The organism is Rummeliibacillus sp. NPDC094406, from assembly GCF_044763875.1.
Taxonomy (GTDB): Bacteria; Bacillota; Bacilli; order Bacillales_A; family Planococcaceae; genus Rummeliibacillus.
The window spans coordinates 66,997-86,924 of record NZ_JBIWGZ010000006.1; the positions used below are offsets into that span (position 1 = coordinate 66,997).

A 19,928-nucleotide genomic window follows, 5' to 3' on the forward strand; every position below is an offset into this window, starting at 1 on the left:
TCCTGCATCGCTTCGCTAGCTTCGTCGCAGAGACAATCTCGCTGTGGGGTCTCCCTGGCTCGCTTTCCCGCAGGAGTCTTCACTGATTCCACTTCAACAAATTTGCATAAAAAAATTTTATTATTAAAATTCATGCATTTTGCTAAATTGTGAGAACACCCCAACAAATTGGGTAGAGCCTATTTTCACACCACTACTAATCAACCATAATTGCCTGCAACGAACAAAAGACCCTTCTGCAAGATTCGCAGAAGGGTCTACCGTACAATATACGAAAACCGTTCTCTCATCTTCCAAAGTTAAACTTTGCGTGAATTGGCACCGTGTCACACACTGTGACGGTTGCCGGGCTTCATAGGGCACTTCCCTCCACCTCTCTAAATAAGAGCGACTTAAATATTTATTTAATTTATGTTTGATACTTTACCACTCTATGTGAGTATCGTCAATCCTTTTTATGAAATTTTTCGAATAAATAAGAAACGGATTGAAATGCATAAATCTTATCTCGAATTTTTCCGTCTTCAGCAATCAGTAAACATGGGACGCTTTCAATTTTGTAATCATATGCTATTTGTTCAACATAATTTAAGTTAGCTTTTCCCATTGGAATATCCGGTAATGTCTGATCCACCACTTCCATCATTTTGGAGGCGACCATACATGTACCACACATTGGGGTGTATAAATAAAATGCGCATAATTGCTCACTTTCCTTCATATTCTCCCATTGTTCTATTGTCCATTCTTGCATAAATTGTCATTCCTATTCTATAAGATACACTGGATGAATCTTGAAATCTGCAGCTAATAATATTCTAGCCAAATATTTTCTAGGCGTGGCCTCTACTTGCTTATATAAAGAAAGCGTACGTAAATGACACGCTTCTGGATATTCTTTTTTCATTAAAGCACGTAAACAGTCACCCGAATAATCTTCGTCAAAAAATGCATATAAATCATATTCTTCGTAGGGGTAAATCAGCTCTTCTAATTTACTCGCACTAATTGTCCCATTCGTACAAAGGATTGGAATATTTTCTGCTAATAGGGGTTGGATTTGCAATTTATCTTGCCTGCCTTCAACAATGAGCACTTTGTCAGACATGCCGATTCCTCCTTACAGTTAATCCCGAATTAACGGGCAGTAATACCCCCACTGATGGAAGTTTCACTTTATCCAAATCAAGGCATATATACATAAAAACGCCAACACAAAAGTGTGGCGCTTTTACTAGTATCGTTATTCTTCGATTAGTTCTGCGTATTTTTCAGCTGTAAGTAATTTTTCGATTTGAGAAGCATCAGTAGGTTCAAGAACGACCATCCAAGCTTTCTCATATGGAGATTCGTTAACGAATTCTGGGCTGTCTTCTAATTCTTCGTTGATTTCCACAACTTTACCTGAAATTGGTGCATAAAGTTCTGAAACTGTTTTTACAGATTCAACACTACCAAATGGCTCATCTGCTACTAATTCGTCTCCTACTTGAGGTAGTTCAACGAATACGATATCACCAAGTTCAGATTGTGCAAATTCTGTAATACCAATGCGTACTTTGCCATCTTCTGTTTTAACCCATTCGTGTTCTTCTGAGTAACGTAATTCTGCTGGTATGCTCATCAATTAACCCTCCAAATATGTATTAATATACACTTCAATTTTGACATATTCTTAATATAAAAACAAGTCATTCAATTCTCTTATTTCCACGTATTTTCAAATTCATTTTCTTTAAATCCCAATGTTATTTTTTGACCATCTGTGACAATCGGTCTTTTTATTAACATGCCATCTGAAGCAAGTAAATCTAACTGTTCATCATCAGACATTTCATTTAGGCGATCTTTTAATTGCAGTTCACGGTACTTCATCCCTGATGTATTAAAGAATTTTTTTAATGGTAAACCACTCATTTTCCAATAGTTTGCCAGTTCTTCTTTTGTTGGGGTTTCTTCTACAATATGCTGTAGAGTGAATTCAACGTCATTTTCTTTTAGCCAAGCTTGTGCTTTTCTACAAGTCGTGCATTTTGGATATTGAATTATTTTAATCGTCATCTAAAAGCTCCTTTTAAACTGGATTTCTTTCTCACTCAATTGTAGAGAGTCTTCCGTTTACACGCAAGAAATCCGATCACTATTTATAATGACCGGATATCTCTTTTTTATTCAAATTTTATTCATTAGACAGTATATTTTTCTGAAGCAATAAGTTTTACAGATGCTTGACGCTTTTTCGCAATCAAGTTATATGGAGTGAAGCGTGTAAGTTTGCGTAATGCAGATAACAACATACGTGCATCGTCGCCTTCTACCGAACCAATAATTGTTTCTTTCGCTTCTTTTTCAATTTCCGCAAATGCTTCTTGTACGAAGATTTCTGTATAAAGGACTTTTTGTGCCGATTTATCGAAACCATCACGAGCAATTGCTTTTTCTGTACGTAGAACTACTGACTCCATCGCGAATAATTGATTTGCAATATTAGCAATATTGACTAATATTTCTTGTTCTACTTCTAATTTTGGGCCAAATCGTTGTACAGCAGTTCCAGCTGCAAGTAATGCAATTTTCTTTGCCATTTTCACTAAATATTTTTCTTGTGCTAATGGTTCATCACTAATTTCTTCTGGCATCATCGATAACAATTCCGATTGTAAGCTTTGTGCTTGTTGTAGAAGTGGTAGCTCGCCTTTCATCGCTTTTTTCACGAAAGTACCCGGAACTATTAGACGGTTGATTTCATTTGTTCCTTCGAAAATACGGTTAATACGAGAATCACGATAAATACGTTCTACTTCGTATTCTTGCATATATCCATAACCACCGTGTAATTGTACTGCTTCGTCCGCGATATAATCTAATGTTTCAGAACCAAATACTTTGTTAATAGAGCATTCAATTGCATATTCAGCGATTGATGCTGCAATTGCTTTGCCATCATTTTTGTCTTCTTCACTTAATTGACTCATACGATCTTCAAAGTAGCCAACTGTACGATAGATCAAAGATTCTGAAGCATATAATTTAGAAGCCATTGTCGCTAGTTTTTCTTTTGTTAAATTGAATGATGAAATTGGTGTATTAAATTGTTGACGTTGGTTTGAATAAGAAATAGCCAATTCAAGTGCACGTTTTGAAGCACCGATTGAACCTACACCTAATTTGTAACGACCGATATTGAGAATATTGAAGGCAATGACATGGCCACGTCCTACTTCACCCAATAAGTTTTCAACAGGTACTGCTACATCTTCTAAAATTAGAGTACGTGTTGAAGATGATTTTATCCCCATTTTCTTTTCTTCTGCACCAGTTGATACACCTGGATATGCACGTTCAACGATAAATGCTGAGAATTTATCGCCATCGATTTTGGCATACACTACAAAGACATCCGCAAACCCTGAGTTAGTAATCCATTGTTTTTCACCATTTAAAATATAGTGAGTACCCTCTGCATTCAGTTTTGCAGTTGTTTTCGCACCCAAAGCATCAGACCCTGAACCTGGTTCTGTAAGAGCATAAGCTGCAATCAGTTCACCAGACGCTAATTTTGGTAGGTATTTTTGTTTTTGATCTTCATTACCGAATAATACGATTGGTAATGAACCAATTCCTACGTGTGCACCATGAGTGATTGAGAAGCCACCTGCTACAGACATTTTTTCAGCAATTAGAGCTGAAGAAACTTTGTCTAGACCAAGCCCTTCATATTCTTCTGGTACATCAGCTGCTAATAATCCAAGCTCACCTGCTTTTTTCAATAGACGAACTGAATTTTCAAATTCATGATTTTCTAATTTATCAACTACTGGTAAGACTTCGTTTTGTACATAATCTTCAGTCGTTTTCGCAATCATTTTATGTTCATCTGTGAAATCTTCTGGAGTAAATACCCGCCCAGGATTAATATCCTCTGTTAAAAAGCTACCACCTTTAATTAGGTTCAATGTATTTTCTGTCATATTATTTTCTCCCCTTTGTTTGAATGATTATGAAAGAATTTCAAATACCCCTGCTGCACCCATGCCGCCACCGATACACATTGTGACAACTCCATACTTTTTACCTTGTCGTTTTAACTCATGAATCAGTTTTAATGTTAAGATTGTACCGGTTGCACCTAGCGGATGTCCTACAGCAATCGCTCCACCATTGACATTAACCTTTTCTAAATCGATGCCTAGTTCACGTACGACTTGGATTGATTGTGATGCAAAGGCTTCGTTTATCTCCCATAAATCGATATCTTCAATTGATAGTCCTGCAATTTTCAACGCTTTCGGTACTGCAACAGTTGGTCCTATTCCCATAATTTCTGGTGGTACTCCACCTACTGCAAAGCCTAGGAATTTTGCCATTGGCTTCAACCCTTGTTTTTCCGCTTCTTCACGGTCCATAACAAGCACTGCACCTGCACCATCTGAAGTTTGCGAAGAATTTCCAGCTGTAACACTGCCTGTTACAGAAAAAGCTGGACGTAATTTAGCAAGTGTTTCTGTAGATGTACCTACTCGAACCCCTTCATCCATAGCAAAAATAAATTTCTTCGTTTGTGGTTTATTGTTTTCATCAACATAATGTCTTTCAATTTCCACAGGAACAATTTCATCGACAAATTTACCTTCTGCAATCGCTTTTGCAGCAAGCTCATGGGATCTTACAGCGAAAGCATCTTGCTCTTCACGGCTTACTTCATATTTCTTTGCGACCTCTTCAGCTGTATGCCCCATACTCATGTAATATCGCGGCGCTTCTTCAGCAAGCTTTACATTTGGACGAATCACATTTCCCATCATTGGCACCATACTCATGGATTCGATACCACCTGCAATAATGGCTGTTGAATGGCCAAGCATTACACGTTCTGTAGCGTAAGCAATTGATTGTAAACCAGATGAACAAAACCGATTCACTGTAACAGCAGGAGTAGTATCGGGTAAACCAGCCAATGCACCAATAATACGCGCAACATTCATTCCCTGCTCAGCTTCTGGCATTGCACAGCCTAAGATTAAATCATCTATTGGACCTTCATATCCTGCTCTTCTTAATGTTTCTTTTACGACTAAAGCACCCAAATCATCGGGTCTAACCGTCGCTAATGATCCTTTTTTCGCTTTTCCAATTGGTGTTCTTGCACCTGCTACGATTACGGCTTCACGCATATGATTTCCCCCTTTATCGCTACATAATGATTAGTTACGTAACGGTTTTCCTTTCATAAGCATATGTTGCATTCTTGCCTGTGATTTTGGATGTCCAACAAGGCTAATGAATGCTTCTCTCTCAAGATTTAGAAGGTATTGTTCATCCACTAATGTGCCGTACGGAACATTTCCCCCTGCAATGACATAAGCCAATTTCTTCGCAATCAATAAATCATGTTCGCTAATAAAGCCAGATTGTAATAGGTTTTGCGCCGCTAGTAATAACATTGCATAGCCCGTTTCGCCTACAACCGGAACTTTTTCACGTACAGGAGATTTGTATCCCGCTTCTGCCAATGCCAATACTGCCTGTTTCGCATCATATAGCTGATGATCTGGGTTAACACTAATTCCATCTGCAAAATCTAAGAAATTATTTTCTCTTGCTTCTTCACCAGACGTTGAAACTTTTGCCATTGCAATGGATTCAAATACTTTGTTTGCAACAGCTTGTAAATCAATCTCTACACCTTTCGGAAGACCTTTTAAGTGTTTGATATAAAGTTCTTTGTTCCCGCCGCCGCCAGGTATTAATCCCACACCAGCTTCTACTAGGCCCATATAGGTTTCCATTGTTGCTTGAATATGTGCAGATGGTAAGCAAACCTCTGCTCCACCTCCAAGTGTCATTGCAAATGGTGCTGTTACGATTGGTTTATCCGAATACTTGATACGAAGCGTTCCTTGCTGGAATGTCTTCACGATATGATCTAATTCAAATAAATTATCATCCTGCGCTTCCATTAAAATCATTGCTAGATTCGCACCAACTGAAAAGTTCTTGGCTTGGTTACCGATAACCATTCCTTTATAATCAGAATTACTCAATAAATCTAAAGCATGGTTTAAAATTTGCATAATATCTAAACCAAGTGCATTTGATTTTGAATGGAACTCTAATAACAGTACTTGATCTCCAAAGTCTATTAAACTAGCACTAGCATTACTTTTTAGTACGCCATGCTTTTTCTTATAACGTTTTAAGTCAATTGCTTTTTCATTGAATGGCACGCGTCTATAATCAGTACCATCAAAATAAGCTAAATCCCCTTCTAATTCTGAATAAAAGCTTGTATAGCCTTTATCTAGTAATGCTGTGACAAATGAAGGGATTTCTAATCCTTCCGCTTGCATTTTTTCTACAGATTCTTTCACACCAATTGCATCCCAAATTTCGAATGGACCTTGAGACCAACCGAATCCCCATTTCATTGCATGATCGATTGCGACAATGTCATCTGCAATTTCTCCAAGTAATTGTGCAGAATACAAAAGAGTTGGTGCGAATATACTCCATAGTAGTTCGCCAGTACGGTCTTTTGCATAAGTTAATGTTTTCACTTTAGCAGCTAGACCTTTTTGTTGTTTGGCTATTTCAATAGATGCTGTTTTTAGTTTTTTCACTGATTCGTATTCGAAAGTATCCAAATTCAATTCGAAAATTTCTTTTCCTTTTTTCACGAAGAATCCTTGGCCAGACTTCGCACCTAACCAGCCATTATCAACCATCTTTTGCAAGTAATCTGGCGTTTCAAATACCTTTTGCTCATCACCAGTTGTATTGTCATATACGTTTTTAGCTACGTGGACAAAAGTATCTAATCCAACTACATCAAGTGTGCGAAGTGTAGCTGATTTAGGTCTACCGATTAGAGGACCTGTTACAGAATCTACTTCACCAACTGAATAGCCTTTTTCTTTCATCACTTGTAATGTGATCAGTAACCCGTAAGTACCAATACGGTTACCTACAAAGTTTGGTGTATCTTTTGCCAGTACTACCCCTTTACCTAAGCGGTTTTCACCGAATTGTTGCATGAATTCAACTACTTCAGGTAGTGTATCTTGCGCTGGGATTACTTCTAATAACTTCAAATAACGTGGTGGGTTAAAAAAGTGCGTTCCTAAGAAATGCTTTTTAAAATCCTCTGAACGACCTTCTGCCATTGCGTTAATACTAATTCCTGAAGTGTTTGAACTGACAATTGCTTCAGGCTTACGGACTGCATCAATTTTTTCATATAAGTTTTTCTTAATATCTAAATTTTCAACGACTACTTCAATAATCCAATCAACGTCTGTTAACTTGTTTAAATCATCTTCTAAGTTCCCTACATTTATTAAATTTAAGCTTTTTTTCGTCGTTAATGGAGCAGGTTTTTGTTTCAATAGTTTTTGCACTGCACTAACTGCAAAGCGATTTCGAACACTAGAGTCTTCTAGTGTTAATCCCTTAGCTTCCTCTTCTTTTGAAAGCTCCTTTGGAACGATATCTAAAAGTAAAGTTGGAATTCCGATATTTGCTAAATGGGCGGCAATGCCAGAACCCATAACCCCTGAACCTAGTACAGCTGCTTTTCTAATATGATAAGCCATGAGCAAATCCTCCCTTTCCCCTTTTGAATGAATGCTCATTCATTTTATAGTTAAAAAAAATAAAACTTCCTTATCTGGAATTAATTTTAGACTATTTGGTGAAATTCTGCAACGAAAAAATCTAATTTTCATAATAAAATGTATAAAATAACTATATTAATAGAGAAATATGCTGGAACACACCATATCCACATTATTTTGCAAACAATTTACTAGCATCTAAACCAATAGAACGTGTAGACTATGTGGATAGGAGGGATTTACAAATGAAACCAATATTATCAGAAGAACATTTCAACGAAATTATTTCATCTTCACAACCAGTAATCGTCAAATTTTTTGCTGGATGGTGCCCTGACTGCACACGTATGAACATGTTCATCGATCCAATTATCGAAGAATACAATCAATTCACTTGGTACGAAATCAATCGTGATGATTTCCCAGAGATATCAGACAAATATCAAGTGATGGGGATTCCAAGTCTTTTAGTCTTCAAAGATGGAGAAAAACTTGCTCACTTACACAGTGCAAATGCAAAATCTCCTCAAGATGTAACAACTTTCTTGGATGCTCAAAAGTAATTTTTTAAAGGCCTGCCAAATTTTTTTGGTAGGTCTCAGACTGTAAACAAACTCGAAGAAATTTGAGTTTATTTACAGTCTTTTTCTTTTAAATTATTTATGAGTCAGTTTCAGTTTAAAAACACGAATATTTTTCTGAATATGCAATTTAATAATTCAAATACTACTTTTATTCATTATGCCGCTGCAGATGGCGCTTTCCGCGGGCGAGCGGTGAGCCTCCTCGTTCGCTTCGCTACCTGCGGGGTCTCACCTGTCTCGCTTTCCCGCAGGAGTCGCCATCTTCCGCTTAGTAGACAATGTTCTAATTGATATGGTATATAACAATGGTCCATTTTATGTTCGCTTTTTTGAATAAATCTATACTAAAATAATCTGTAAATCGTCTCCAAATCCAACAAACTCGGAGGTCAACAATGCGTATTCAACTACCAGTAGAAGGCCAATCTCAGTACGCAACATCAGTTAATAAAAAATATCAAAACTCCGCATGTGGCCCCACAACAGCATATGTCTTACTTAACTACCTACAACCAGAAAAACAGAAAAAAAGCATCAATCAGCTCTATCAATTGCTTGGTTGCACAAGAATTGGACTGTTTTCACATCGCATGATTCGAAATATGAAAAAAATTTTAGGTCCATCTTATGAGATTCGCAATTGTAGTCTAAATGATGCTCTAAAAGAAATTGAGGCTGGTCACCCTGTTGCTATGAAATTCGATCGATATTTCTCCCTTCACTTTTTCTTTAAAGGGGATTTCAACTATCACTGGGTACCACTAATCGGCTTTGAAAAAAAGGATGATGATATCCTCTTAATCATCCATGATAACGGTGGTCGTACGCGCGAAAGCCAAATTCGAGAAATTTCCTATCACAAAAATCGTAAAATACTAAGCTTTGTCAAAATTACATCTAAGTCATTACAGCAATGAACGTGCATGACGAGAAATAAGTGAGTACCCATCCATTGTAAGCTGTTCAAGTTTGGCTTCATCCCAAATCGGTAGCTCACAATCATCGATGGTTGCATCAATTTGTACTTCTGTATTGATTCTTGCTAATTGTAAAGAGAGCTTAAGCATTTCTTCATTTTCTTGAATCTTTGTACGTTGACCTGGCTTTAACTCATCTAATGCTCCTAATACGCCATCAACTGAGCCATATGATTGGATCAGCTTCAATGCTGTTTTCGGTCCAATCCCCTTCACGCCTGGGTAGCCATCACTTGAATCCCCCATAAATGCTTTCACATCTGCAAATAGAGGTGGTTCGATTTCATACTCTTCTTTGAAACGTTGATCTGTATACACGTTATATTCTGTATAACCTTTTTTCGTCAAAGCAATCGTAGTAGATGGGTTGAGTAATTGAAGTAAATCTTTATCACCACTTACTACAGTGATCTTCGCATCATCTTTCCATTTATCGATTATGGATCCGATTGTATCATCTGCTTCCATTCCAACGGTTCCAAAGTTCTTCCAGCCAATCATTTCAGATACTTCTCGTGCCATATCAAATTGTGGCTTTAACTCATCAGGTGGTGCTGGTCGATTCGCTTTGTAACCATCAAAAAGCTCATTACGAAATGTATTAGCGCCCATATCCCAACAAACAGCTATATGTGTTGGTCGCATTAAAGCTTGTGCACTTAACACATGTCTAGCAAATCCTTGTACGCCATTTGTAGGTGTTCCATCTTCTTTTCTAAAAAATTGATGCATAGGCGCTGTTGCAAAAAATGAACGAAAAAGAAGTGCCATACCATCAATTAATAATATATGAGGTTGATTTTCCAAAATAAAACTCTCTCCATTCGTAAACTATTATCAGTTGTTAGGTTCATATTATACCAAAAATAGTTTAGGAGAGCTTTTTAACTCTATTTTATTTTTAACAATAGTTTTAGTTTCATTATGCTCCGTCCTTACGAAGAAGGACAAACTGATGAAACTTCTTTATGGACATAAATAATCTGCCAATCGTTCAATATCTTGGCTAAACATTCGATCTTTTTTTATACTCGGCACAACATTCCGAACATCCTGCCATTTGCCTCCTAGCTTAGGAGCCATAAACTCAACCCCTCTATATTCAACTGCCTGTGCAGCGCAAATCGCTTCTATCGCTAATACCTTTCGGCAATTCTTAACAATTTGATAAGCATGCCTAGCACCAATCGTTCCCATACTTACGTGGTCCTCCTGGTTCGCTGAGGATGGAATTGAATCGACTGAAGCAGGGTGTGCCAATGTCTTGTTTTCAGATACAAGACTTGCTGCTGCATATTGCAAAATCATCGCACCTGATTGTAAGCCAGGTTCTGGGCTCAAAAACGGAGGCAGTCCATCATTTAAATGTGGATTCACCAATCTTTCAATTCTTCTTTCTGAAACATTTGCTAATTCTGCCACACCAATTTTCAAGAAATCCATTGCAAATGCAATCGGCTGTCCGTGAAAGTTACCTCCAGAAATGACAGTCTCCCCATCGTCAAAAATTAATGGGTTATCCGTTGCCGCATTCATTTCAATCTCTAGTTTTTCTTTTACATAATTCAATACTTGCCAGCTAGCACCATGAATTTGCGGAATGCATCTTAGTGAATATGCATCTTGTACACGAAGTTCCCCTTGTTCCGTTGTTAACTCACTATCTTTTAACCATTCTCTCATTCGTTTTGCTACTTCAACTTGTTCTTTATAGCCCCTTGCATCATGAACTGCAGGATGAAATGCATCCGTAATACCACGCAATGCTTCAATTGTCATAGCAGCAATCCATTCACTATCACAAGCAAGATTCTCTGCTTCGACGTAAGCAACTACCCCTTGTGCAGTCATTGCCTGAGTACCATTAATAAGCGCCAATCCCTCTTTTGCTTCTAATTCAATCGGCTGTAATTGATGTTCACGCCAAATTTCTGTTGAAGCTGCTGATTTTCCCTCTTGCCATACAAATCCTTCCCCAACTAGTACTAATGCCAAATGTGACAGAGGGGCAAGATCTCCTGATGCACCAAGTGATCCTTGTTGCGGAATAACAGGATGAATTCGATGATTAACCATATAAGCTAAACGCTCAAGTACCTCTAAGCGAATGCCTGAAAACCCTTTCAATAATGCATTTAATCGTAAAACGACCATTGCTCTTGAAATGATTTCGCTAAAAGGTTCTCCAACTCCACAAGCATGTGATCGAATTAAATGCAGTTGTAATAGTCGAGTATCTTCTCCTGCTATTTTCACATCGCTAAAATTACCAAAGCCCGTATTAATGCCATAAACTGTCTTTTTATGTTGGACAATTTGTTCAACTGCGCGTCTACTTTGCTCAACAGCAGCACGAGCTGATTCAGCAATTTCAACTTTTTCATCTTCATATAAAATAGCTTTCATATCTGCTATCGTTAATTGATTGCCATCCAATTGAATCATTGATGTCTAACTCCCTTCGAGTCTTGCCTTTTGAAAGTTTATAAATTTTATTGATATTATCTATACGCTAATTTTGACTATGTTCGTGAAGCATAAACTATTTCTTACTAATTTTTAAAGTACAAATTCGCTATCGCTTGAAGTGGAATTAGCTCCTCTTTCCGTGGGCGAACTGACGAGCCTCCTCGTACGCTTCGCTTCCTGCGGGGTCTCGTCTAGCTCGTTTTCCCACAGGAGTCTCCGCTAATTCCACTTCAACGAAGATAGCCATAATGACCGACTCTTGATTTCCTGGGTAATTTACTCATGCATACACTATTTTCTGAATGATTTACATTGAAATCATGATTAATCATCATAAGAGCTTTTGTAAATAATACTTAACCTATGACCTTTACACCTTTTTTCCAGACTTTTTGAACATGATTGACGCCAAAAAGATATTGGAGCTTTTGATAGTTTTCCACATTCCATAGCACAATATCCGCTTGTTTTCCTATTTCAATAGAACCAATTTTATCGTCCATTTGAATGGCACAAGCTGCATTAAATGTTGCGGCGCATAAACTTTCTGCAGGTGTTAATCTCATCGAAATACAAGCTAAATTCATTACAAGTGGCATCGATGTTGTTGGAGACGAACCTGGATTACAGTCTGTCGAAATAGCAACAGGAACTCCTTGGTCAATCATTCGGCGACCTTTTGCTGCTTCTTCTCTTAAATACAGTGCGGTTGCAGGAAGCAAACATGCAACGACTCCAGCTTCAGCCATTTTAGTTATCCCTTCATCTGATGCTTTTAATAAATGCTCTGCAGAAATTGCACCTACTTTTGCTGCAAGTTCTGCTCCTCCATATGGTTTGATCTCATCCGCGTGAATTTTCGGTATCAATCCTAATCTTTTCCCTGCTTCTAAAATCCGCTCCGCTTGCTCAGGTGTAAACACATCTACTTCACAAAAAACATCATTAAATTTCGCTAATTTTTGGTCAGCAACTACTGGCAATACTTCTTCGATCAAAAATTCAACGTATTCTTCTTCTCTCCCCTTATATTCCTGGGGTACAGCATGTGCTCCCATAAAAGTTGGCACAAGATCTATTACATGATGTTGCTGTAAATAGTTCATCACACGTAATTGCTTTAATTCGTTTTCTAAATCTAAGCCGTATCCACTTTTTCCTTCAACCGTCGTAACACCATGTGCTAAAAAGGAATTGAGGCGCTTTGCAGTTTGTTCGATCAGCTCTTCTTCTGTTGCTTCTCTTGTCATCCTTGTCGTAGCATGAATACCCCCGCCTGCGTTCATAATGTCCATATAAGTGGCTCCTTCTAAACGCATTTCGAATTCACGCTCCCGGCTCCCACCAAACGCTACATGAGTATGCGGATCGACTAGACCAGGCGTTACAAGATGCCCAGTTGCATCCACTACATCTGCTTCATGGACCCTTGTTTGATATATTTTATGAAGTTCTGTCGTCGTACCTACTGCTTCAATAACACCGTTTTCAAGCCAAACACTTCCATCCTCGATGAGGCCTAATTCCGACATTGCCTCTTTTGAACGTGGTCCCACATGATGCGGAATGTGCATCGTAACAAGTTGAGATGCATGTTGAATCCATACAGGTTTTGTCATGATCTATTCATCCTTTTTCATCATTGGTATTTTAACGTCTTTTTCTTTCGCCGTTTTTTCTGCTAATTCATATCCTGCATCTACATGTCGCACAATTCCCATTCCTGGATCTGTTGTCAAAACACGTTCAATTCTTTCGCCCGCCTCTTTTGTTCCATCTGCAACGATTACCATCCCAGCATGAAGTGAATAGCCCATACCAACACCACCACCATGATGAACAGATACCCATGTTGCACCACCAACTGCATTGATCATTGCATTTAATATTGGCCAATCCGCTACAACATCTGAGCCATCTTTCATCGCTTCAGTTTCACGATTCGGTGATGCAACTGAACCAGAATCAAGATGATCGCGACCAATTACAATCGGTGCAGAGATTTCACCAGATGCAACCATATCATTAATGATTTTTCCAAATCGTGCACGCTCGCCGTATCCTAGCCAGCAAATGCGCGAAGGCAACCCTTGAAATTCAATTTTTTCTTGTGCCATACGAATCCAATTACATAAATGTTCATTTTCTTTAAATTCACGTAAAATGACTTCATCTAATTTATAGATATCTTGTGGGTCGCCTGACAGTGCTACCCAGCGGAATGGACCTTTTCCTTCGCAAAACTGTGGTCGAATATACGCAGGTACAAATCCAGGAAAATCAAAAGCTCTATCGAATCCTTCATCCGCAGCTACTTGGCGAATATTATTACCATAGTCAAAGGTAATAGATCCTTTGTCCATCATCTGAACCATTGCCTCTACATGCGTTCTCATGGATGCTTTTGACTCTTTTACATAATCAGTTGGATTTTCTTTTCGGAACTTGCTTGCTTCCCCAATCTCATAACCTACTGGTACATAACCATTAAGCGGGTCATGTGCAGAAGTTTGATCTGTTAAGACATCTGGAATAAATCCTTGAGAAATCATAGCTGGCAAGATTTCTGTTGCATTACCCAGTAAGCCAATTGACAGCGCCTTTCCTTCAGCTTTTGCCTTTTCAGCTGTTTCGATGGCCTCATCAAGTGTATACACTTTAACATCTAAATAGCGTGTTTCTAGTCGTCGATCAATACGTGTTTCATCCACATCGATAGCGATACAAACTCCACCATTCATCGTTACGGCAAGAGGTTGAGCACCACCCATGCCGCCTAAGCCTGCCGTTACTGTAATGGTTTTTTGTAATGAACCCCCAAAATGTTGTTTTGCAAGTTCAGCAAACGTTTCATATGTTCCTTGCACAATCCCTTGTGAACCAATATAAATCCAGCTACCTGCTGTCATTTGCCCATACATCATAAGCCCTTTTTGATCAAGTTCATGGAAAGTTTCCCAGTTTGCAAACGCTGGAACAATATTTGAATTTGCAATTAAAACCCTTGGTGCATTCGCGTGTGACTTAAAGATCGCCACAGGCTTACCTGATTGTACGAGTAATGTCTCATCATTTTCTAATTCTTTTAGTGATTTAACTATGGCGTCAAAAGCATCCCAGTTGCGCGCCGCTTTGCCGATTCCACCATACACAACAAGCTCATCTGGATGCTCTGCCACTTCTTTATCTAAGTTATTCATCAGCATTCTTAACGCAGCTTCTTGAAGCCACCCCTTTGTATGAAGTTCGCTACCACGATAGCGAATCACCTTTTCATCTGCCATTCCCATAACAAAACCCCCTTTGCCTTATTGCCCTTATCATTACATATTTTTATGATATTTTTAAGTATTTTTGTACAAAAAGGAAAAATTTATAATATGCTAATAGACTGATTATTTAGCTTATTAAAGTAGAAAAATCTTGTTTTTTCTAGATATTTATTAACGAAACATCTTTTTGTTGTTATATAAAAATAGTAAATTACACCTTTTAACATAAAAAAAACCGATTACTCGGGTAAGGAGTAATCGGTCCATTTCAAATGTCTTTTCTATTCGTAATCTATTGTAATTTCTAATGCCATTTCTACATTTCCTTGAATAGCTTTACTAATCATACAAGTTTTCTCTGCTTTTTCAGCGAGTCGTACGATATGGCGTTCATCTTTCTCTGTATAATCACGCGGAATGATGATTCGTGGTTTATGTGTAATTTTCATATAAGTGAACACACCATTTGTAACATCAACAATTCCTTCTGATGTCATTGTCAACTCAGTTGGCTCAAATTTAGCTCGTTCAAGCATTGCTGCAAGCGTAATGATGTAGCAAGTAGCCGCTGCACCAAGAAGCATTTCATCTGGATTTGTGCCAATCCCTGGCCCGTCCATTTCAGGAGGAATTGATACCTTCGTTTGAAGTTGTCCCGCTGCAATTTCTCCAACAGAATTGCGACCACCCGGCCATGATGCAGTTAAAGTAAACGTATGCTCAGACATATTAAAGCCCCTTTTCTAATTGGCAAATGTATAGTATTTTTCTGTATTTGGATCAAATGCAAAGCGTTCAAGCTTACTATTCTTTTGCATTGTAATAATATATACCTCTTGTCCAGAATAATCTACAATGGTTCCTCCAAATTTACGATCTTTTACCACCTTGCCGCCTTCCGTACGCTCAATAATTTGCTTAGCATCATCCATATTAAAAGTTGGCACATGGCTCTTATATACAAATGGAGCGATCACTAACAAAGCGTAAGCAATCGTAATTAATATATACTTCTTGCGAAAATTGCCTCCTTCCACCAATAAGAAATAACTAATAAAAAAGAAGGCATTTCCTACAACGATATAAATCATCATATCGTCTAATCCATTCACAAATAAATAATCTCTACCTATAAAATAAAAGCACAGGATTTCAATTACAGAAACGACCAAAATCCCTTGCAATAAACGTTTTCTTTTATTCAACTTTTTTCACCTCTTAGTGCTTAACAACCTAAAGTGGCAATTCTACCACATTTCAGTCCTTGATGTATATAACAAATTATGCCATAACATCATACAAAAATGCTATTTTCTAAATCGTTGATCACATAAAAGACGGTAAGCTTGATATCATTGTTCCCGATGATATCATCGTGCATTTTGGAAAGTAGCGAATATCATATGTACTTTTTAAAATTTCATGTAAAATGATGGGTAATATTTTTCTCTTATTAACTCGTTCCGATTATTGCCCCTCCCTTTCCGCCGACTGACTGCCGAGCCTCCTCGGGGCAACAGGATGTTGGTCACGGAGTCGTTGCCACAGGACGTGGCGTTCTTAGACTCCGTTCCTTCAGCTCACTGCGGGGTCTCGGCTGCAAGTTTTTCGGCAGGAGTGTCGGGGCATTAATCTCCACTTTACTTCTGTTCTTACTAAATTGTGTAAACTTCTAACTAATAGCATAAAACTCAAATTCGTTTTACCCACATACAATCCTTTTTTTATCTAGTCAGTCAAGGAAAAAAGAAATTAAGAAAAGCTATCCAATAATTTGTTTGGATAGCTTTCTTTTAATTCATAAACTGCGTATAACGAAATTTATTTAACTGATGGTTTATTAATTACAATCCTAAATATGAATAGTAATTTGCCATTTCTCTAATACTATGAGTAGAAAATATATTAGTCGGAGTGAAAGCCATGTATAAAGATAAAGCGCATCATACCAAATTTCATTTATTTTTGTTATTCATTGTTCTTGGTGTACTAATCTGGTCTCTTATTAAACCAAAGACCTACTCGGACTGGTTAGCAGATGGAGGTCCTATCGTAGTTGGGTTGATTATCGTCATAGCAGTATATCCAAGATTTAAATTTACTTCTCTTTCGTACGTGATTATCGCTATTTTATCGATTTTAGAGTTTATAGGCGCTCATTATACTTTTTCAGAGGTTCCGTTATTTGATTGGATAAAAGAAGAGTATGGTTTAAAAAGAAATGACTATGATCGATTAGGACATTTTATGAAAGGCTTTGCTACGATAGTTATTCGCGAGATATTGGTACGAAAAGCCCATATCCAGATAGGCGCATGGTTAATATTCTTTACCATGAGCATTATAATGGCGATTGCTGCCTTGTACGAGATTGCTGAAATGCTTACTAGCGTAATAACTAGTGGCTCACAATTTGCTCAAGACTTTACTGGTACTCAAAGCGATCCCTTTGATTCCGAATGGGATATGACGATGGCTTTAATCGGATCGATTGTTGGCTTACTTTTACTTTCAAAATGGCATAATAAGTTGTTAAAACAGCTGAAAGAATGAAAAATTAAAACTACAGATAATAATTAATTGAATGCTGATATCCCTATATATATTAATCGCATTCCAACCATTAATTGAAGTATAATTAAGTTAAAGAAGGGAGTTATCAAATGAAGCAAATTCAAATGAATTCTAAGGAATTGAAACGTGTTACAAAAAACCTACAGTTAGAAAACATGTCATTACATCCTTCACTTCAGAGAAAAGCTGTTTCACTCGTTAACTCGGGGATTGATATTACTCCATCCGTTATTAAGAAAGCTCTACAAAATGGAAAAGTATAATACTGAAGATAATGAAGAATATCTTTTAAAAACGAATCTGTTAGGAATTCAAAATTTGGATCAACTCGAAGAAGCAGAAGCTTTTTCCTTCTCCATACGCGCTCTACAAATTGAACAAGGTTCTTATACAATTGGTGATTTCACATTAAATGCCTTTTTAGATCTTCACAAACACCTTTTTCAGGATATCTATACATTTGCAGGTCAATTTCGCGATGTTCAATTAATGAAGGGAACAACACGCTTTTGTCAGTTTCAACACCTTCATTCTTATTCAACGGATTTGTTCCAACAAATTATTGATGAAGCCCCATGGAATTCCCTTGATAACACTGCAAAACGACTAGCTTTCTTTAAATCTGAACTCAATATGTTGCATCCATTTCGAGAAGGCAATGGCAGAACCATTCGGATTTTCTTACGAGCCTTTGCATTATCGAAAGGAATAATTTGGAGTTATGATCACATAGATCGAGAATATTATCTCAAAGCAATGATTCACTCTGTGACGAACAATGCTCTGTTAGAAGAACTGTTTTTAGAGACCATTAAATTCGCAAAATAAAAAGGATTTGAATGAGCATTTTGCTGATTCAAATCCTTTTTTCATTGAGAGATAGTAATCATTTCTCTTACTTTATGTTGTAAATTACAAAGGTTATTGGATATTTGTTCAAAAGATATTGGCTTACTAATTAAATAACCTTGGATAAAATCACACTCTTTTTTCATGAGGTAATTTAATTGCGTTACTTCCTCTACACCTTCTGCAACCACATTTAATTTCAAATGTTTTGCCATTGAAATAATCATATCTACTAATGGTTCACTACTTGTGCTTTTCTGAATTTTTCTTACAAATGAGCAATCAATTTTCAAACAATCTATCGGTAAATCCCCCAAATAAGATAATGAAGAATAACCTGTCCCAAAATCGTCAACTGCTAATGTAATACCTAGTGATTTTAAATCATGAAGAATCGGAATAAGGTGAGAAGTATTCATCGTCATACTTTCCGTTAATTCCAATTGTAATGATTGTGGTGCCAAATCTGTTTTTTCAAGTATTTGTTGCACCGTTTGAACAAAATTCTCTTGAAATAGCTGACATAAAGATAAGTTAACAGCAATCTGGATTGGTTTGCCTAATTGAACTTGTAGTTTTTTTGTTTGATAACAAGCTGTTTCAAGAACCCATTTTCCGATTGGATTAATCAATCCCGACTCTTCAGCAACAGGTATAAATTCACCGGGGGAGATTAGTCCTCTTTTAGGATGCTGCCATCTAACTAACGCTTCCATTGAAATGACTTCGCCTGTTACCGTATCGATTTGAGGTTGATATTCCAAAAACAACTCGTTATTTTTTAGTGCGTTATACAGATCATTCTCTAATGTTACTTTTCCTGTTCGTACATCAGACATGGATGTTTCATAAAACGAAATATGATCTGGCGTATTTCTTGCTTCGTATATCGCAATTTGAGCAAAATTAATTAACTCATTCTCAGACTCTGCATCTTTCGGATAAAATGAAATTCCAATATTTAAACTATAATTCAATGAAGAATACTGAATTTCAAATGGTGTTTCCATCATTTTCTGAAGCTGCTTACAAAACTTTAAAACATCATCGCGATTTTGATAATGATCAATTAAAATAACAAACTGATCATCTCTTAACTTTCCTATGATAAATTGACTGGATAATTGACTTTGTAACCTTTGCGCAACCATGCTCAATAGGCGATCCGAATAAAGAGAGCCGAGTGAAGCCTTAATAGTAGCTAATCTATCAATTTCAAACACTAATACCGCTTTATCAAATGAATTAACATGTAAATTTTCTTTTATTTTATCTAATAAATATCGTTCGTTTGGTAATTTCGTAATATCATCAAAATACGCTTTATACTTCATTTCTTTTTTGGAATCCAAAAGACTGTTTTCCGTATCCACAAGTTTCTTTAATATATCTTGATGAAGAAACTTATAATACATAGCTAACCCTACTTGCACGATAAGCACTATGGAAAAAATGACAATATTGATAGCTGTTAATTCGACAGTAAAAAGAGCGATTCCAAATAAAATAATCAAAATCAAACTAAAACTGACATATTTAAATTGACCTTTAAATAAGTAAAAATCACTATCACTTTTCCCCATTATCACT

At 37.1% G+C, this 19,928-nt stretch carries 19 protein-coding genes and 1 riboswitch; of the genes, 5 read left to right on the plus strand and 14 right to left on the minus strand.

Annotated features, from left to right (window positions below):
• Nucleotides 1-283: 283 nt before the first annotated feature.
• Nucleotides 284-388: riboswitch (SAM riboswitch) on the minus strand.
• 57 nt (nucleotides 389-445) lie between these two features.
• The 7 genes from ACIQ4I_RS15560 to ACIQ4I_RS15590 form a co-directional block, all read right to left on the minus strand.
• Nucleotides 446-754 carry a thioredoxin family protein gene (locus tag ACIQ4I_RS15560; RefSeq protein ID WP_403097607.1) on the minus strand — a complete coding sequence of 103 codons (309 nt, stop codon included), beginning with the start codon at nucleotides 752-754 and terminating at the stop codon, nucleotides 446-448.
• Nucleotides 755-766: 12 nt separating this feature from the next.
• Nucleotides 767-1,108, minus strand: a complete 342-nt coding sequence (locus tag ACIQ4I_RS15565; RefSeq protein ID WP_403097610.1) for a toprim domain-containing protein — start codon at nucleotides 1,106-1,108, stop codon at nucleotides 767-769.
• A 135-nt stretch (nucleotides 1,109-1,243) separates the two neighbouring features.
• On the minus strand, nucleotides 1,244-1,624 hold the full coding sequence (gcvH, locus tag ACIQ4I_RS15570) for a glycine cleavage system protein GcvH (protein WP_403097612.1): 381 nt from the start codon (nucleotides 1,622-1,624) through the stop codon (nucleotides 1,244-1,246).
• An 80-nt stretch (nucleotides 1,625-1,704) separates the two neighbouring features.
• Nucleotides 1,705-2,061 carry an arsenate reductase family protein gene (locus ACIQ4I_RS15575; RefSeq protein ID WP_403097615.1) on the minus strand — a complete coding sequence of 119 codons (357 nt, stop codon included), beginning with the start codon at nucleotides 2,059-2,061 and terminating at the stop codon, nucleotides 1,705-1,707.
• A gap of 125 nt (nucleotides 2,062-2,186) precedes the next feature.
• Complete coding sequence (locus tag ACIQ4I_RS15580) at nucleotides 2,187-3,971, minus strand: acyl-CoA dehydrogenase family protein (protein WP_403097617.1); 1,785 nt, start codon at nucleotides 3,969-3,971, stop codon at nucleotides 2,187-2,189.
• A gap of 27 nt (nucleotides 3,972-3,998) precedes the next feature.
• Nucleotides 3,999-5,174: an acetyl-CoA C-acetyltransferase gene (locus ACIQ4I_RS15585; RefSeq protein WP_403097618.1), complete on the minus strand. Its 1,176-nt coding sequence runs from the start codon at nucleotides 5,172-5,174 to the stop codon at nucleotides 3,999-4,001.
• Between the two features lie 30 nt (nucleotides 5,175-5,204).
• The gene (locus tag ACIQ4I_RS15590; RefSeq protein WP_403097621.1) at nucleotides 5,205-7,592 is read right to left on the minus strand and encodes a 3-hydroxyacyl-CoA dehydrogenase/enoyl-CoA hydratase family protein; all 2,388 of its coding nucleotides are present in this window, start codon (nucleotides 7,590-7,592) and stop codon (nucleotides 5,205-5,207) included.
• A 266-nt stretch (nucleotides 7,593-7,858) separates the two neighbouring features.
• Here ACIQ4I_RS15590 and ACIQ4I_RS15595 point away from each other — a divergent pair, with 266 nt between their 5' ends.
• A complete protein-coding gene (locus ACIQ4I_RS15595; protein WP_403097622.1) occupies nucleotides 7,859-8,176 on the plus strand; it encodes a thioredoxin family protein in 318 nt (105 codons plus the stop codon).
• A gap of 416 nt (nucleotides 8,177-8,592) precedes the next feature.
• Nucleotides 8,593-9,114 (plus strand): C39 family peptidase, encoded by a 522-nt coding sequence (locus ACIQ4I_RS15600; protein WP_403097623.1) that lies wholly within the window; start codon nucleotides 8,593-8,595, stop codon nucleotides 9,112-9,114.
• Here the strand turns inward: ACIQ4I_RS15600 and ACIQ4I_RS15605 are convergent.
• The 6 genes from ACIQ4I_RS15605 to ACIQ4I_RS15630 all read right to left on the minus strand — a co-directional run bounded on the left by ACIQ4I_RS15605 (nucleotide 9,103) and on the right by ACIQ4I_RS15630 (nucleotide 16,120).
• Nucleotides 9,103-9,945: a 5'-3' exonuclease gene (locus tag ACIQ4I_RS15605; protein WP_403097995.1), complete on the minus strand. Its 843-nt coding sequence runs from the start codon at nucleotides 9,943-9,945 to the stop codon at nucleotides 9,103-9,105. The genes ACIQ4I_RS15600 and ACIQ4I_RS15605 overlap by 12 nt on opposite strands.
• A 195-nt stretch (nucleotides 9,946-10,140) precedes the next feature.
• Nucleotides 10,141-11,619: a histidine ammonia-lyase gene (hutH, locus tag ACIQ4I_RS15610; RefSeq protein WP_403097624.1), complete on the minus strand. Its 1,479-nt coding sequence runs from the start codon at nucleotides 11,617-11,619 to the stop codon at nucleotides 10,141-10,143.
• 380 nt (nucleotides 11,620-11,999) lie between these two features.
• Nucleotides 12,000-13,262, minus strand: coding sequence for an imidazolonepropionase (gene hutI / locus ACIQ4I_RS15615; protein ID WP_403097626.1), 1,263 nt, complete (start codon nucleotides 13,260-13,262; stop codon nucleotides 12,000-12,002).
• Between the two features lie 3 nt (nucleotides 13,263-13,265).
• Entirely contained in the window at nucleotides 13,266-14,933 is a 1,668-nt protein-coding gene (gene hutU, locus ACIQ4I_RS15620) for a urocanate hydratase (RefSeq protein WP_403097627.1), read from the minus strand.
• A gap of 263 nt (nucleotides 14,934-15,196) precedes the next feature.
• Nucleotides 15,197-15,643, minus strand: coding sequence for an OsmC family protein (locus ACIQ4I_RS15625; protein WP_403097630.1), 447 nt, complete (start codon nucleotides 15,641-15,643; stop codon nucleotides 15,197-15,199).
• A gap of 15 nt (nucleotides 15,644-15,658) precedes the next feature.
• Entirely contained in the window at nucleotides 15,659-16,120 is a 462-nt protein-coding gene (locus ACIQ4I_RS15630; RefSeq protein WP_403097632.1) for a hypothetical protein, read from the minus strand.
• Between the two features lie 718 nt (nucleotides 16,121-16,838).
• On the opposite strand from ACIQ4I_RS15630, the gene ACIQ4I_RS15635 reads away from it, so the two are divergent.
• From ACIQ4I_RS15635 to ACIQ4I_RS15645, 3 genes are all read left to right on the plus strand, one after another.
• A complete protein-coding gene (locus tag ACIQ4I_RS15635; RefSeq protein WP_403097634.1) occupies nucleotides 16,839-17,468 on the plus strand; it encodes a DUF2238 domain-containing protein in 630 nt (209 codons plus the stop codon).
• Nucleotides 17,469-17,578: 110 nt separating this feature from the next.
• Nucleotides 17,579-17,752 (plus strand): Zn-dependent hydrolase, encoded by a 174-nt coding sequence (locus ACIQ4I_RS15640; protein ID WP_397539801.1) that lies wholly within the window; start codon nucleotides 17,579-17,581, stop codon nucleotides 17,750-17,752.
• Entirely contained in the window at nucleotides 17,739-18,317 is a 579-nt protein-coding gene (locus ACIQ4I_RS15645; RefSeq protein WP_403097637.1) for a Fic/DOC family protein, read from the plus strand. The genes ACIQ4I_RS15640 and ACIQ4I_RS15645 overlap by 14 nt, the downstream gene beginning before the upstream one ends.
• Nucleotides 18,318-18,358: 41 nt before the next feature.
• On the opposite strand, the gene ACIQ4I_RS15650 is transcribed toward ACIQ4I_RS15645, so the two are convergent.
• A complete protein-coding gene (locus tag ACIQ4I_RS15650; protein WP_403097640.1) occupies nucleotides 18,359-19,921 on the minus strand; it encodes a putative bifunctional diguanylate cyclase/phosphodiesterase in 1,563 nt (520 codons plus the stop codon).
• Nucleotides 19,922-19,928 lie beyond the last annotated feature (7 nt).

Bases quoted from the DNA above. Each gene is read 5' to 3' on its own strand.
- ACIQ4I_RS15560 (WP_403097607.1), bottom strand. From the start codon at position 754: ATGCAAGAATGGACAATAGAACAATGGGAGAATATGAAGGAAAGTGAG.
- ACIQ4I_RS15565 (WP_403097610.1), bottom strand. From the start codon at position 1,108: ATGTCTGACAAAGTGCTCATTGTTGAAGGCAGGCAAGATAAATTGCAA.
- gcvH (WP_403097612.1), bottom strand. From the start codon at position 1,624: ATGAGCATACCAGCAGAATTACGTTACTCAGAAGAACACGAATGGGTT.
- ACIQ4I_RS15575 (WP_403097615.1), bottom strand. From the start codon at position 2,061: ATGACGATTAAAATAATTCAATATCCAAAATGCACGACTTGTAGAAAA.
- ACIQ4I_RS15580 (WP_403097617.1), bottom strand. From the start codon at position 3,971: ATGACAGAAAATACATTGAACCTAATTAAAGGTGGTAGCTTTTTAACA.
- ACIQ4I_RS15585 (WP_403097618.1), bottom strand. From the start codon at position 5,174: ATGCGTGAAGCCGTAATCGTAGCAGGTGCAAGAACACCAATTGGAAAA.
- ACIQ4I_RS15590 (WP_403097621.1), bottom strand. From the start codon at position 7,592: ATGGCTTATCATATTAGAAAAGCAGCTGTACTAGGTTCAGGGGTTATG.
- ACIQ4I_RS15595 (WP_403097622.1), top strand. From the start codon at position 7,859: ATGAAACCAATATTATCAGAAGAACATTTCAACGAAATTATTTCATCT.
- ACIQ4I_RS15600 (WP_403097623.1), top strand. From the start codon at position 8,593: ATGCGTATTCAACTACCAGTAGAAGGCCAATCTCAGTACGCAACATCA.
- ACIQ4I_RS15605 (WP_403097995.1), bottom strand. From the start codon at position 9,945: ATGGCACTTCTTTTTCGTTCATTTTTTGCAACAGCGCCTATGCATCAA.
- hutH (WP_403097624.1), bottom strand. From the start codon at position 11,619: ATGATTCAATTGGATGGCAATCAATTAACGATAGCAGATATGAAAGCT.
- hutI (WP_403097626.1), bottom strand. From the start codon at position 13,262: ATGACAAAACCTGTATGGATTCAACATGCATCTCAACTTGTTACGATG.
- hutU (WP_403097627.1), bottom strand. From the start codon at position 14,933: ATGGGAATGGCAGATGAAAAGGTGATTCGCTATCGTGGTAGCGAACTT.
- ACIQ4I_RS15625 (WP_403097630.1), bottom strand. From the start codon at position 15,643: ATGTCTGAGCATACGTTTACTTTAACTGCATCATGGCCGGGTGGTCGC.
- ACIQ4I_RS15635 (WP_403097634.1), top strand. From the start codon at position 16,839: ATGTATAAAGATAAAGCGCATCATACCAAATTTCATTTATTTTTGTTA.
- ACIQ4I_RS15640 (WP_397539801.1), top strand. From the start codon at position 17,579: ATGAAGCAAATTCAAATGAATTCTAAGGAATTGAAACGTGTTACAAAA.
- ACIQ4I_RS15645 (WP_403097637.1), top strand. From the start codon at position 17,739: ATGGAAAAGTATAATACTGAAGATAATGAAGAATATCTTTTAAAAACG.
- ACIQ4I_RS15650 (WP_403097640.1), bottom strand. From the start codon at position 19,921: ATGGGGAAAAGTGATAGTGATTTTTACTTATTTAAAGGTCAATTTAAA.